General features: G+C 47.1%; 10 protein-coding genes and 1 pseudogene. 5 read left to right on the forward strand and 6 right to left on the reverse strand.

Annotation, left to right across the window (positions count from 1 at the left end):
• The first annotated feature begins 210 nt into the window (after nucleotides 1-210).
• Entirely contained in the window at nucleotides 211-474 is a 264-nt protein-coding gene (locus tag M2403_RS11370; RefSeq protein ID WP_259229188.1) for a hypothetical protein, read from the forward strand.
• A gap of 447 nt (nucleotides 475-921) precedes the next feature.
• Here the strand turns inward: M2403_RS11370 and M2403_RS11375 are convergent, their stop codons facing one another.
• The 5 genes from M2403_RS11375 to M2403_RS11395 are packed head-to-tail and all read right to left on the reverse strand — an operon-like array spanning nucleotide 922 to nucleotide 9,833.
• Complete coding sequence (locus tag M2403_RS11375) at nucleotides 922-2,007, reverse strand: HNH endonuclease (RefSeq protein ID WP_259229189.1); 1,086 nt, start codon at nucleotides 2,005-2,007, stop codon at nucleotides 922-924.
• Nucleotides 2,007-3,797: a restriction system-associated AAA family ATPase gene (locus tag M2403_RS11380; protein ID WP_259229190.1), complete on the reverse strand. Its 1,791-nt coding sequence runs from the start codon at nucleotides 3,795-3,797 to the stop codon at nucleotides 2,007-2,009. Before M2403_RS11380 ends, M2403_RS11375 begins: the two co-directional genes overlap by 1 nt.
• Nucleotides 3,794-5,359: a restriction endonuclease subunit S gene (locus tag M2403_RS11385; RefSeq protein WP_259229191.1), complete on the reverse strand. Its 1,566-nt coding sequence runs from the start codon at nucleotides 5,357-5,359 to the stop codon at nucleotides 3,794-3,796. Before M2403_RS11385 ends, M2403_RS11380 begins: the two co-directional genes overlap by 4 nt.
• The gene (locus M2403_RS11390) at nucleotides 5,356-7,020 is read right to left on the reverse strand and encodes a type I restriction-modification system subunit M (RefSeq protein WP_259229192.1); all 1,665 of its coding nucleotides are present in this window, start codon (nucleotides 7,018-7,020) and stop codon (nucleotides 5,356-5,358) included. The genes M2403_RS11385 and M2403_RS11390 overlap by 4 nt, the downstream gene beginning before the upstream one ends.
• Before the next feature lie 14 nt (nucleotides 7,021-7,034).
• The gene (locus M2403_RS11395) at nucleotides 7,035-9,833 is read right to left on the reverse strand and encodes a DEAD/DEAH box helicase family protein (RefSeq protein WP_259229193.1); all 2,799 of its coding nucleotides are present in this window, start codon (nucleotides 9,831-9,833) and stop codon (nucleotides 7,035-7,037) included.
• Between the two features lie 811 nt (nucleotides 9,834-10,644).
• On the opposite strand from M2403_RS11395, the pseudogene M2403_RS11400 reads away from it, so the two are divergent.
• Together M2403_RS11400 and M2403_RS11405 are read left to right on the forward strand one after the other, a co-directional pair.
• Nucleotides 10,645-10,798, forward strand: a pseudogene (locus M2403_RS11400) (integrase arm-type DNA-binding domain-containing protein); the annotation flags it as partial.
• Between the two features lie 339 nt (nucleotides 10,799-11,137).
• Nucleotides 11,138-11,917, forward strand: coding sequence for an ABC transporter substrate-binding protein (locus M2403_RS11405; protein ID WP_259229194.1), 780 nt, complete (start codon nucleotides 11,138-11,140; stop codon nucleotides 11,915-11,917).
• Between the two features lie 191 nt (nucleotides 11,918-12,108).
• On the opposite strand, the gene M2403_RS11410 is transcribed toward M2403_RS11405, so the two are convergent.
• Nucleotides 12,109-12,891, reverse strand: a complete 783-nt coding sequence (locus tag M2403_RS11410) for a DeoR/GlpR family DNA-binding transcription regulator (protein ID WP_165059229.1) — start codon at nucleotides 12,889-12,891, stop codon at nucleotides 12,109-12,111.
• 266 nt (nucleotides 12,892-13,157) lie between these two features.
• On the opposite strand from M2403_RS11410, the gene gatZ reads away from it, so the two are divergent.
• The gene (gene gatZ / locus M2403_RS11415; protein ID WP_259229195.1) at nucleotides 13,158-14,453 is read left to right on the forward strand and encodes a tagatose-bisphosphate aldolase subunit GatZ; all 1,296 of its coding nucleotides are present in this window, start codon (nucleotides 13,158-13,160) and stop codon (nucleotides 14,451-14,453) included.
• Nucleotides 14,446-14,928, forward strand: a complete 483-nt coding sequence (gene gatA, locus M2403_RS11420) for a PTS galactitol transporter subunit IIA (RefSeq protein ID WP_259229196.1) — start codon at nucleotides 14,446-14,448, stop codon at nucleotides 14,926-14,928. The genes gatZ and gatA overlap by 8 nt, the downstream gene beginning before the upstream one ends.
• Nucleotides 14,929-14,965 lie beyond the last annotated feature (37 nt).

Below are 14,965 nucleotides of genomic sequence, written 5' to 3' on the forward strand. Positions count from 1 at the left end.
GCATGGTTCGAGCAATCAGATGTCACCGACAGAATATGAAAAGCAGTATTATCAACGGCTCGGAAGTGTCTAGATTATCCGTGGCGATTCACATCATCATTTGGACCTTGGAGTCACTATGTCCAATTCATTCAACGATCAACACCTCTGGAAGAGTACAATTAGTCAAAGTATACTTTTACTTCCTTTTAACAGCATAAAGTAAGAAAAATGAGCAAAATCACTTATACATGCAGCAAGTGCAAGGCCCCTGGAGAAGTCGATTCAAATGATTACGAAACCGAAGAAGAAAAATTTGAAGAAGGAATGGGTACGAAAACCGAATATTGGACAGAAATCGAAACTCAATGTGATAATGGTGAATGTGGCAATTCGATTACGATAATGCTCAATGAAACTGAATATCCTGAAGATAATTTTGAAGGAATAACAGTGAACTCATCATCTGGGGCAGATAATATTTTCATTCACTGACTAACGTTTTTCAATTAAAGCCGCAAATGCGGCTTTTAGTGATGTGTTATTGAATTCCCTTTCTGTTAAATACAAAACCTGTTTTTTTCATTGTTGGTATCACTAAATCAGCAGCTTCGGTGCCAAATGGGTTATTGCTTGAACAACCAAGCATCGAAGTACCAATAGAATCGCAGAAAAGCTGTCAAAGCTGCCCGATTACGTCATTTCCGCGTCAGACAGGGCATGCGACATTCTTAATTGGCTTACCTCTCTCCCCTACAGCTTTACGGGTGAACTACTGATGCGAAACCAACAATGCGAAGTATCTCACTAGTTACTCTGTGCGAAAAGTAGAAGTCAGTTCTTGAAAAATGGCTACGAGAGCCGCGGTTAAGATCAATGAACGTAGCGTGCTTTCACCACCAGTGATTCATCAACTAGCCATTTTTCAATCAGCCACGGGCTCTACAAATTCTGTAAAAGACCTCGAGCCTCACATGCATCAAGGAAAGGTTTTCTAAGAAAATTGCAATCGGCGTATGGTCGACTCCGAGTCTGCCGGGCCAAAGTTGCCAGAAAATCATAAGGATTTCGCCCATCCTCTCTCCATTCGTCGAGTACTTGTGTCAGCCAATACTTGCCAGCACTTTCATCGCAAAATTTAGCTTTGTAACGTTCCTCAATGCCATAAACATCCTTCCATGTATCAATTTCTTCGGTAACAGCAGCAGGTCCGAATTGCAGGGTGATATCAGCAGGTGTCAGGTTGGCTATATCTGAAGATTGCAATGTTACTTGTAGCTCAATTGAATGAGCCTCAAGTTTGTAAGGATAGAAAGCAGCACGACGATGAACGGCTCTTACAGGGTCTTTTGGTGTGTAAGCGGGGTCATTAGTTGTCTTATAGCTGCTATTGCAATAATGACAGGCTGGCACAAGATTACGAAAGTTTATTGAATTAAAAGGATATAGTGCCTTAGGCAAGTAGTGGTCGTAAGCTTCGCGTTTAGTATGGTATTCACCAAGTAAGTCGCTGATACCACAAAACGGGCATTTTCCAGTTTTATTTATTTGCACAAAGTTCTTGTAGTGATCGTTAATGTCACCAATCTTGGCGCGTAGAGCAGCAAGATCCAGCAATGACTGCGTATATAATCCTTTGAAAAACGTACCAAGTTGTTCTGACAGTTTTTTATGGTTCACCGCGATATCAGCGTAACGAGCTAGGCGTGTATTCGGCACATTGGCACATATTTTCTCTAGATTATTATTGCCTTGGTACCACCGCTTAAACTGAGCTATTTGATCTCGCGAGAGCTGGGCGAAACTTTGATAAATAGCTTGAACTTGACTTGAAAAACGATCTCCTGCCTGAGTGTCGCCATAGGCAAAAGATGTCATTATCTCTTTGAGAGGCTGATTAGCATCAAAAAGAGTCAAGTCATATGGACCTAATTTCCTCGCTCTACACCACACTTGATAGAAAATGAAATTGATAAACCGCTGCATTCTCTCCATTTGATGTGGTACATAAGTGTAAGTAAACAACATTAGCTATGCCCCTCCTCACTGTCTTGTGCATTCTGTCCAAGAATCGCATTGATCAACAACAGTTTTTCCACCGAGTCGCCTAATTGCTGGTGAATTTCGGTAATCAGAGCTTCCCTATCTTCCCCACCTATCTCAAAGCGTCGTCGTAAATCTTCTAGAAGGGACTGTGCATAACCACCAATAGTTTCATGCTTCCCAAAGGTGTTCATAGTGATTTTGTTGATAGAGGCGCCAAGCGTGTTGTAGTCTGGATGGCTAATGCTGACAACTCCACTTGTTTCGTCTTTGCTGAATACTAAAACTTTGTCCGGTTTACTATCTGAAATCAGAAACGGAGTATGAGTGGTGATCAACATTTCTTGCCCCACATCCCTTTTATCTGGTAAGCACTGACGCAGACGGGTGATAAAACTGGCTCGCCAATTTGGGTTAAGGTGGGTTTCAGGCTCATCGAGCAGAAGCAGGCAGTTAGTGTCACGGAATAGCATACACAAACCAAGGCTATGCAATAACTGGTGTTCGCCATCCGATAGCTCTTTGAGAAGCATCGGCTTCTCGACCCCTATTTTCCTGAAATAGAAGTGTTTAAAGCGCATGATTCGCTCATCAGATGCTAGCGTCGGTACTGTTTCACTAACATAGTGACTGGTTGAAGTGTATAAATCCGACTTAAGCGTATCACTTACAACATAAAGGTTAAGAGCTAACAACACCTGAAATGCCTGGAATAGAGCCAATGGTGAACCGTCGAAGTTTTCACGGAAGGCTTGCTTAGTTGCCTCATTAACCCGGTAATCTAAGATTAGCGTATCAGTGCCATCATCGACGTAACTCAAGGTAGCGCATCGCTGTAAGGCATTAATCATTAATGAGGATCTTTCGTCGCCTTCCAATAAATGGAGAATATTTAGACGATAATGGAGTCCCCCCTGTTCATCGATATGGAACTGTAGAGCGGGATTACTATTGACTATGTCTTCAGGTAATTGGTATTGATTTTCATCTTCACTAGCAAAAGCAGCAAGTTGTTCTGGTCGCAATTCAACACTACGACGAACGATAATGCGGAATTCCTGCAGCCCTTCAATTCCAACATCCTCGCGGAAAGGTCGCAAATTATCCTCATCGATAAACAGCAGGTTGCACAGCAAGATAGCCTGGCTGAATCCGTTATCAAGATATGCAAGTCTGGTTTCTGGGTGACCGGGATATGGAAGTTGCTGGGTAAGTGCGTTGTAGTACTCGTCAAATTGTACAAAACGCATCTTAAAAAAAGGAAGACTAAGGATTTCGTTCTCGCCTGAAGAGTAACCAAGCACGTACTGGGGTAACAGCATGTCTATATGGCTACTAGTGAATGCTTCATTTATATCCGTACCAAAGTCACTTTGGTTTTCCCAAAGAAAGCGCACCGATTCACCAGCATTTTTCCGTACAAGCACTTTTGCCCATTCGGAACTGCTAGAGCTACGGTATTCAGGAAGGACTCGAATCAAATAATCTAGCTCAAAGGAAATGGGTGAAAGATCCAGAGTCTCATCTTGCAATGCTTCAGGAAGAAAACTCCGGCGCACACGCAGAATTTCCAGCTGAAAGAAGATTGCAGCCAGAACTTCAAGCAAGTTGGATTTGCCGCTGCCATTCGGTCCGGCGCAAACGAAGGGGGCAAAGTGGTCAGCTTTTGCGAGTTCATCCTGCAAGTTCCATTCGGTGCGAAAATGGTGCTCAAAACCGCAGGGCAAGCTGCGGAAGCCTGCAGGGTCGGTGATCTTCAGGCGTAGAAGTTTCATGCTGGACTTTGCTCAATAGCGGCTTGGAGCTTGATGCAATTACCAGCATCATCAAACACCTGTGTCAATGTGCCAGCAGCCAGGGCCTCGAACATCCATGTCTTGATATATTCGTAGTCACTAGCACCCATCACTAAGTCGTTGTCCGGGTGGAGCTCTGCCAGTCGGTTTTGTGCCAGTTCCATAAATTGTTGTAACGAAAATGGTGTTTCAGCAAGTTGTGCACGATAGGCTTCCAGCCATTCTGTAATGAATGTCTTGCGAGCCTCAGCATTTTCCAGGGCAGCCAGCGAATCGTCGGTTTCAGGCAGTTGAATGGCTGGTAAAGTTTGCAAAACTAGTTCAGGCACAGCGGATTTATCTCCTTGGGAAACGGAGGCGGCATATTGAGCAGGTGAGTCAGGCATGCAAACCCGAGAGAGGTCTAGGTTGCCTTTAAAAGCCTGTTGGCTTAGGACACCATAAAGGCTTTCCAAGTCGGCAAGACTTTGCTGGTAGTGGGATTTGAGGACTTCGATCTTTTCGGCGATTGCTGCGAATTCATTTTGAGTTTCAACAGGCGGTTTGATCATCGTGATCTTCTCAAAATCACTCTTTGTTAGAATCTTCTTCATCCCCTTAGCTGCGTGACTCTGTATGTAGGCCTGAGACAACTTAAACAATGCATACAAATACAGCGGGTTCACATCCTTCCCGGGTTGGATAGCATTGATCTGCTGATTGAATGACACTTTCCTATTTGTTAGTGCTGCACGCCCGATTGACTCTATGCTGCCCGCTATACAAGCAACAAGCAAGGCTCCGCTCGTTACCGTTCTTGCTTTTCTCGCACCAACTTCAGAAAGATACTCGGTGGCCGACGTGACGAAAACAGCATCTCTCGTGATGTTGTCCGTTTTGATCCACTCAATGAAATCGCCATCGTAATTGGCAGGATCATTTCTGGGTGGCGTATTGCCCGTAGAAATTTTCCCAAATGTTTTCAGTTCAGGTTTATCCCAACCCATCTCATTCCGTACTGGATCGCCGAAAATTTCCAGAAATACGCTTTTGAGCAGATTGTCGAGTTGGCGCAGGTGCTGTCTGCGCAGGACGATCAGTTCTTCCACTTTGCCGAGCAGATGGGCAATGCGTATTTGGTCATCAAGCGGAGGAATAGGAACCTCTATTTTCTTTAGTGTGTCCTGTGTAATCGCCTTGAAGGTTGATCCCGTTCCGAGAGCATCAATTTTCTTCTCGTTAGCCTTGAGCCAATAATAGAGAAATTTTCCATCAAGTTCAGATAAAGGACGGATTGCCGCAAGACCGCGGCCGATTATTGATTTCTGATTGCAGATATTGACTGCGCCAACGGGCGCACGAACCGAAATGAGGATATCGCCGGATTCGGCCTCTTTTCGCTTCTCACTTGTACACCACATACGAACTGTAGGGTGCATGTCTTGAAAATCAGCCTTACCTTGAAAAAATGGCAATCCCTCACCAGTAGAGTTGTAGGTGGATGACTCCGGTGATTGACCTGCAACTATTTTTGCTATTGAGGCCAGTGGCTTAAATATCATCCCACCATCCCCTTTAACGTTAGCAACTCGCGCACAATACCGTTTTGCACTTTGGCCAGTTCCGCCTCATCCACATCACCTACTTCCGCCTGAATTAGCCGACCTAAAATCACACTTGGCGCATCGTAGTTCACCTCTTCAAATATCTCTTCCTTGTAGCGCGAAATAGAGAGATCGAAGTTGTTTTTCTCACCCACAATCTCGCTGCGCGGTACCATGAAGTACCTGCCGGTTCGGTCTGTGTCGGTCCCCACATTGCGAGTGTGGAACTTAGTGATAATGTCTTGCAGGTCGCCATAATCTTCCTGCTTAGTTCGCTTATCGTCCAACGAATAACCATCAGCGGCCATTTCGTAAAACCAGACGTTTTCGGTAGCTGGTTTCGTAATCTTGTCTTTTGTTCCCCAGACCTTGGTGAACAGTAAAATGGCGGTGCTGACTCCAGCGTAGGGTTTGAACACGCCGCTAGGCAGGGTAATAACGGCTTTGAGATCGCAACGCTCCACTAAGGTTTGACGCAAATCCCTGAAGGCTTTGCCGGAGCCGAACAACACTCCCTGCGGCACGATCACACAGGCAGTACCGCCTTTTTTTAGCAAGCGATAGATGTTTTCGACAAATAGCAACTCAGTCTTAGTAGTGCCCAGTTGTAAGGCTTCGTTGATGTCTCCTTTGTCGATGCTGCCGGTAAAAGGCGGGTTGGCTAACACGATGTCGTAGGCGGATTCTTCGTTGTAGCTTTTGCTCAGAGTGTCCTGATAGTCGATATTGGGCTCATCGATACCGTGCATCATCAGGTTCATCAATCCCAAGCGCACCATAGTTGCGTCAATATCGTAGCCGTACAGACTTTGTTGCAGGACGAATTGGCGCTTTTCATCAAATGTTGCAGCAACTGAGGTGCGGATAAAACCATCTTCATCGGGTACAAGGTTCCTGGTACCGGCGTTGATAGCCAGTTGGGTAACGATGTACTGATAGGCCCCCAGCAGAAATCCGCCAGTACCGCAGGCCGGGTCAGCAATACGGTGGCCCAGTTGTGGCTGCACCAGCTCGGCCATCAGCTTGATGATGTGACGAGGGGTGCGAAACTGACCGTTCTTACCTGCGGTAGCGATTTCCGAAAGCAGCATTTCATAAACATCGCCCTGGATGTCCTGGAAGGCCTGCCCATGTTCTTGCGAGTCCTTTTCCATCACCGCAAAGATGTCGTCGATGGTTTTCACTGCCTCTACCAACAGCGCCGGTTTAGGTATGATGAACACGGCGTTTTTCATGTGGTGAGTGAAATTGGACTCCGCACCGTTCAGATCTTTCAGGAAGGGAAATACCTTGCCCTGTACGTGCTGCAGCATCTCCTCTGCCTGCATACGCTTGAATTCGCTCCAACGCAGCGTACGCTTGTCAATGGGACGCTGTTCCGCCACAGGCCAGTTGCGCTCCTCAGGCGGAATCCAGGTACCTTCAAACCTGGAGGTGTATTCTTCATTTGTCCATTCAGCATCGGCCTGGCGCTTTTGATCCAACTCATCAAGCCGTTTCATAAACAGCAGGTAGGTAATTTGCTCTATGGCAGTAAGCGGATTGCTGATGCCACCGCTCCAGAATTTGTTCCAAAGCAGGTCGATTTTAGATTTTAGTTCGGGGTTGTTCTGTAACATGGTATGGCCTGTTTTTAGGCAACCAACCGTTCGGTCAGTTGCAGAATCTCGTTAATTTCAGATGGGCTGAACACGCCACGAATACCTTGAGGGTGGATTACCGTGAAGGGGGCGTTAATCAAGTCTTTCTTCTCCATCCTTTCGTGCTCGACAATGAAATTCCTCAACAGATTAAGGAATTCCATTTGCCGACTGCTGAGCGTCGTGTGGGAGCGGATGAACTGGTCAAAGGCTGCACTGACCTCATCAGGAAAGCTTTTAAGCACTTCGATGCCGAGGATATGGCGGATGAACTGAACGAAACGTGCCTTACGGTTCTTATAAACTTGACGCAGCAGGTCTTCGGTAATGTGCGGATGCTCTTCATGCAGCAGCTCGGCCAGTTCATTGGCTTCCTGGCTACTCACCGCGTCACCGTTCTTGATTTTCTGTAGCACCGAATTGTGCTCGGTCAGCTCGGCAATCAAGTTTTCGACCATTTCACGGTAACGGGTAATGCTGACGGCTTCGTGCTGCGGCCCGAATTCCACCCATTCTTTCTTATAGATCTCATCGACCAAATCAAGTTGAGTTTGCTCCTCGCCTCTGGATTTTTCACGGAACTTCATCAAAGGGCCGAGCTTGGTGACTATAACATCGAATGCATCCTCATCGGCTTTGACCCAATAGTGGTTAGTTTGTGCCGTGCGGATCAGCGCTTCTTCTTGTTGCACAAAGCTGACGGACAGCGGTAATTCACTGATCTGCTCGACGATGCCTTCTTTGAGTATTTCGGCTTGTTCCTTGTTTTCATCGAGCACAGCCAGAGAATATTCAAGTAGGTCGCGCTCAAAGCGTATGGCCTTGAAATCGACCTCAGAAACAGTACGAAACAGAGGTTTGATTTCAGCACGTAAGAATTCCAGTCGGTCGTGGCTGAGATTAATCCAGAAGTTGTCATCCTCCAGCCGCACCAGAGCTACGACAGCCTCCTTGATTACGACCGACTCTTTGGGCAACGCTGCAATCTGCACGCGAAGCTTGGCAATTTCACGACTGGCAATATCGGCATGACCACGGTCATAAGCCTTCTCGATCTTGTCAAGCCGCAGGCCGACCAAACGCACAGGCAATGGCAATTGCGGTTTGAGTTCTTTGCCTTTTGGGTTGAGCTTGAAGTATTCGAAGTTGTCCCAGCAGTCGAGGATCAGGAACATCTCCTTTTCAAGGCACCAAGGCTTGGGTTTGCTGGTTTCCAGCAGGCGCGTGCCGCGCCCGACCATCTGCCAAAACTTGGTGTAAGAATAGACTGGCTTAGCGAACACAAGGTTGACGATTTCACGCACATCAATACCAGTGTCGAGCATATCCACGCTGATGGCAATGCGCGGCATGTCATTGTTAGTGAACTGGTCGAGAAGGCCCCCCTTCCCATAGACTCGTGGGTCTTCCGATACCAGCACCTTAGCCAGTTCTCCGTGATATTGCGGATAGAGTTTATCGAAGATTTCTTCCATACGCCGGGCATGGGCCTTGGTGGCGCAAAAAAAGATAGTCTTACCGGGCAGTACTCCGTTGGCATCTTTTATTGCCTCTTCCATGAACTCGCGGACGATCAGAGTATTGGTACCCTTGTTGATCACCTGCTTTTCAAGCTGGGTCCCCTCAAAGTTGATGTCTTCGACATCCTTGCCTTGCAGGATTAGCTTTTTCTGGTCTTCCAACGAAATAGTGCGTTTGCTGATGCCTTCCATTTGGAATTTGGTCTGAATCTTCATAACCTGAAAATTACAGAGATAAGGCGGCACGTTGTTTACAGCCTCTTCATAGGTATAAGCGAACGTGGGAATACCGTCTTCGCAGTGAAATAGTTGGAAGGTATTGTGGTCGATAATATCAGTTGGAGTGGCAGTAAGCCCTAATGTGATGGCTTTGAAATAATTGAGTACTTCGCCAAAGGTGTTATAGATCGAGCGATGACTCTCATCAACGACGATAAAATCGAAGAAGTGCGGAGACAGGTGCTGCACATCATCCCGGATGATATTGAGCATTGTCGGGTAGGTCGCGACGTATATGCGGCGGTCCGTAGCAATCAGCTTTTCACCCACATTTGGCCAGCGCGGTTCATTCGGCAAGTGCTCTTTGAAAGCTGCCAATGCTTGCTCACGCAAAGCGATGCGATCCACGAGAAATAGTACCCTTTCAGCATGTCCGCCACGCATTAAAGCATCAACCATGGCAATGCAAGTGCGCGTTTTTCCTGTGCCAGTGGCCATAACCAGAAGAAAGTCACGCCTTTTTTGTTCAATACCTTCAAGCACCGAACGAATAGCACGAATCTGGTAGTCACGACCAGCAATTGAGGTGTTAATGAATTCCTGCGTCAACGGCTTCCGATTGCGACGGATGTATGCAAAGCGTTCCAAATCGTCTCGCGTGGGGAAACCTAAGACCTGACGTGGCGGTGCGTTTTCTAGATCCCAGAAATAAAGTTCGTGCCCATTGGTGTAAAAGCAGAAGGGTAGCTCACCACCCAATTGCTTCTGGATGTTGTAGCAATACTGCTTCGCTTGCTCACGGCCCAGAGCTGCATCTTTACTAGTGCGCTTAGCTTCGACTACAGCAAGTGGTTTGCCATCTTTCCCTAAGAGCACATAGTCACTGTACTGGTGCCCACCATACTCCTGATGAGGTTCAGCTACACCTTCTGATTGATTAGTGAGGATATCGAATTCTTGCACAACCTTGGTTGGATCTTGTACATCCCACCCAGCAATGCACAATTGGCTATCGATAAAAGCAATCCGAGTTTCTTTCTCAGAACTTTGCATATCTCTCACATCTCCATGACAAGCTCATCCAAGCAGCATTGGGGTCGAACACTTTTTAAACACTAATTTTCGGCTGACTAAGCAACTTAAAATAAACTTTTAATTCAATCAATTACGACATAGCAACGAGATGTTCAAAATTCAACCTGCAAGATGATATACCGCTTTAATTGAGTAGTGCCCATCTTAACATTATGCCGTGCTGAAGAACGACATCTGATACAGAAAAGCTTAACAAACTCAAGATAGAATCTAGTACTTACAATTTTTTCATCAGAGCTGCTGCGACTTGCATCCTTCGGTTGGACTAACAACACAGCGGCCAGAATTGGGGTAGGCTGGTCCTCTCTGAGAAAGGAGCGAAAATCACAGTCGTTGTCACAACAGATAAAGGTGCAACTTAAATTGTGGTGCGTTACTAAATGGTGAGCAAGTCAATTCTGTTTGTCAGTGCGACGACTCAACTTGATATCACCACGCACAGTCCAGAACTCGTCTTCTTTTTCTCATTAAATGGAGTAAAAACTTTTAGGCACCTGTATAGGCACCAAAGAAAAGTTGAACTAGACATTACCAAATTTAATTCAAAGAATTACACAACCAATTCAGACTCCGCCAGCCCACCAAATAATGATCCGGTTATTACCAGATAAGTCCGGAGAAGTCCTGAAAGCCCGCATCCCTTCTAGGTTTGCGGGCTTTTTTGTGTCTATAGAAGTCCGAGAAGATCCGCCTGAAACCGGCGTCTATTGGTATACGAATTGGTATACGCTAAGATATATACCAATAAACGTATACCAATTAGGGAAGATCCTTGCGTGACGGTGACGGACTCTTTCTCCTGGTCAAAACCAACGGCAAGAAAATTTGGCGTTTCCTCTATCAGGTTCCTAACACATCAAAACGCACCATTGATCTGCCTTGGCGCTTATTCTGCACGTTCACTGGCTGATGCCCGAGAAGTGCACAAAAGGTTTCGGTTATTACCAGATACGCAAAGAAAGCCGCACCCCGCAAGGGTTTGCGGCTTTTTTATTGCAACATCTCCGTTGAGTCATCGCAGTCTATCCTTTTGTTTTTCATCTATAACACGACATTTATCTCATCCATTTATGCGGATAGTCGTTTTCCATAGCGGCCGGGTATCTTATTGCGGCCATCTTCGACTAGTGCCCGTTTTGCGCAGATGTTTGGCGCTTGACCCTGACTTATTGAATCGTCATATTCGAAATATGAAAGCATCACTTTTACCCTCGCCTTTAGCTGCGGGGGTTTGTTTTTTTGGCACCATCAGGAGATTACTTGTGAAGAAAAACATACTGCTGTCCCTTCTGGCGCTGGCGGCTACCAGCGGTTTTGCACAGGCTGAAACAACATTGCGTTTCGGCGTAGATCCGTCGTTTCCCCCTTTTGAATCCAAATCACCGGACGGTAAGCTGATCGGTTTTGATATCGATCTGGGCAACGCTATCTGTCAGCAGGCTAAGGTTAAATGTGAGTGGGTTGAAACCGCGTATGACGGAATAATTCCTGCCCTAAATGCTAAAAAATTTGATGCCGTACTTTCCGCCATGTCTATGACGCCAAAACGCAAAACACAGGTCACTTTCTCCGACATGCTTTATCACGTTCCCAGTGTGCTGATTGCGAAAAAAGGTAGTGGCCTGCAACCGACGGCGGAATCGCTGCAAGGCAAAATCGTCGGTGTCGCTCAGGGAACTACGCAGGAAGCGTATGCGCAAGGCGAATGGCAGAAGAAAGGCGTGAACGTCGTATCCTATCAGAATCAGGATTTCGTGAATCAGGACCTGGCCTCTGGCCGTATCGACGTGACGTTGACTAACGCGGCGGCAGCCGAAACCGGCTTTCTGAAAACGCCTGAAGGCAAAGATTATGCCTTTGCTGGCGAACCGTTAAACGACACCCGTTATCTGGGCGAAGGAACGGCTATCGGGCTGCGTAAAGATGATCAGGCGCACCTGACACTTATCAATAATGCGCTGGCAGAAATCCATAAAAACGGGACTTACCAGACGTTGGAAAAGAAATACTTCACGTTTGAGGTCTATACCAAAAAGCCGTAATTCCTTTCATCAGGCCGCATGTGGCTAACCATGCGGCTCAATAATTGCGGGATGGATTCCAATACCACCTGCCAGAAACTGCAATGCAGAAGATTGTTTTCGTGAACCTCCGCAATCCCCAAACCTTCCCGTTTCACTGATCCGGCTATCAGCCTAAAGTCAGCCTCAGCGATAAACGTTATCCGAAAAGGTTACACCAACATGAGATCCGCCGACGTCTGCCTAAGTGCCAGCAAAGCTTCATCACGGATATCCGTGTCCGTAATGATTGTGTCGATTTTTTCCATCGGCAACACCAGGTTATATCCGCGACGGCCAAACTTAGTCGAATCAGTGACAACGACAACCCGCTGAGCAGCGGCAGCCATAATGCCGCTGATGCTGTAGCCCTCATTAAATGTGGTGATGCCTGTTGCGGCATCCAGACCGTCCGCGCCCACAAACATCAGATTGGCGACAATTCCCTGCAAGGCATATTCCGTAATGTTTCCATGCAAAGAGCGTGTTTTATGCCGCAACGTTCCACCACAGACCACCAGCGTGATATCGGGGTTTTCAGATAAAACAAACGCAGCTGGCAGATTGTTCGTGATAACGGTGATGTCGCCTGATTTTACCAGCTCTTCCGCCAGCAACATGGTTGTGCTGCCACTGTCGAGAATGACGGTATCTCCGGGTTTTACCAATCCTGCCGCAGCCTGAGCTATACGTTTTTTAGGATCACTGGCCTGCAAATAACGTTCTTCAAGCACCATTTCATCTTGCGGCAATCCCGTCAGATCGGCCATCGAAGCGTCGCGTTTCGCCGCGCCGCCATGAAAACGCGTCAGAGCGCCCTTTTGTTCCAGTAGACCCAAGTCAGAACGGATTGTTACTTCAGAAACGTCGAAAGAACTCGAAAGCTCGGCGACCATGACGGTGCCGTTTTGATTCACTAAATCAATGATTTTGTTACGTCTATCATAAGTATTCATGATTAAGGATCCGAAAGACTGTATTGCGGACAGTGTAAACAAAAGGCGTCATTAAGAGGAGAAAAAAATACCGACATTGTGAAACGTGATATCACCTTGCCCGCCAGGCTTTGATTGCTTTCATATTACGGCACGCTCCGGAAGACGAAAGAAAACGAATGCAGCAATCTTACGAAATATTTCGATCGCTGTCACGAATTCTGTAAAACGCTATTGTTTGTCTTTCGAAATGATATGAGTATCTTCGAAAACAAACGGAGGCCAAAATGAAAGATATTATCGAAAAACATAAGCAAGGCGAAAGTACCGGGATTTGTTCTGTCTGCTCTGCACATCCATTGGTGATCGAGGCCGCCTTGCGGGAAGATCTCCGCACCGATCGTAAAGTGTTGATCGAAGCCACCTCTAATCAGGTGAACCAGTTTGGTGGCTATACAGGAATGCTGCCGATCGATTTTCGCGATTTCGTTCTCGCGATTGCGGAAAAAGTCGGATTCCCGGTGCAGCGACTCATTCTGGGAGGGGACCACCTGGGGCCAAACTGCTGGCAAAATGAGGATGCTGAAAGTGCAATGTCTAAGGCAGAGGTGCTGATAGCGCAATATGTTGAAGCAGGTTTCAGCAAGATCCATCTGGACGCCTCAATGTCATGCAAAGACGATCCGGTTCCGCTTGATCCTTTCGTTGTCGCTCAGCGTGCAGCGCGTTTATGTCAGGTGGCCGAACGTGTTGCAACCCCCCTGCAAAAATGCTCGTTGACCTACGTCATTGGCACCGAAGTTCCGGTCCCTGGCGGAGAAGCTTCTGCTATTCAGCACGTTCATGTGACCGAGTCGAAAGACGCGCAAGCTACGCTCGAAATGCATCATCAGGCTTTCAGGGAAATGGGGCTTGAGGCGGCAATTGAGCGGATCATCGCCGTTGTTGTGCAGCCAGGTGTAGAGTTTGATCATAGCCGTGTGATCCACTATCAGCCGAAACTCGCTGAAGGATTATCGGCTTATATAACAACGACTCCGCTGGTTTATGAAGCACATTCAACCGATTACCAAACCCGAGAATCCTATCGTCATCTGGTTAAGGATCACTTTGCCATTCTTAAAGTCGGGCCTGCGTTAACCTTTGCCCTTCGTGAAGCCGTTTTTGCTCTGGCGAATATCGAACAGGTGCTGATCGCCCCCGAATCCCGCAGCCAGATACTGACCGTGATCGACGGTGTCATGCTGGACGAACCGGTTTACTGGAAAAAATACTACAACCCGACATTCAGCCTTTCGCTGATCGACCTGCATTTCAGCCTTTCAGATCGCATTCGTTATTACTGGCCCAATGCCCGCATCAACCGGGCTATGGAAGCGCTGGTCGCCAATTTAAAATCAGTAGAAATCCCGCTGGGCCTGTTGAGCCAATATCTTCCTGCGCAATTTGAACGGGTGATGGCGAATAAACTGACCAGCGATCCTCACGAACTGATTATCGATAAAATTCAGGACGTTCTGCGCGCCTACCATTACGGCTGTTCCCTCCAGCCCGTCAGCGCGGAGGCCTGCTGCAATGCTTAACTGCGAAATCTTCGTCAAAACAAATATTGCCTTTACAGATCATCGCGAAGCGCTGGCCCACATCGGAGAAAGCATGGTCAAAGCCGGTGTGGTTGAAAGCACCTACCCGCAGGCGCTTCTGAATCGCGAGGCTGAATTCCCGACGGGCATTCAGCTTGAAGAGCATGCAGTCGCTATTCCGCACTGCGAAGCCAGCCATGCCCGGAGCCCGGCTATCTACCTGATTCGCCCGAATGCTCCCGTTGAATTCTTTCAGGCTGATGATGAAGGCACCGTTTCTGCGTCTCTGATAGTGGCGCTTATCGTCACACATCCGTCAGAACAGCTGAGCTTGTTACGTCAACTTTTCAGTCAACTACAGAAGCCGGAATTTTTAGAAAAACTGCTTACTGCGCCAGAAAATCAGCTGGCATCCCTCTTTGAGCAACAGGTTTTCTTACCGGCTGAAGAGAAAATTTCTCCCGTTTATATCTGAAGCCGTTACCAACAGAAGCATCTCCTCTACACCTTAC

The sequence above is a fragment of the Rahnella sp. BIGb0603 genome, from assembly GCF_024808755.1.
Taxonomy (GTDB): Bacteria; Pseudomonadota; Gammaproteobacteria; order Enterobacterales; family Enterobacteriaceae; genus Rahnella; species Rahnella contaminans.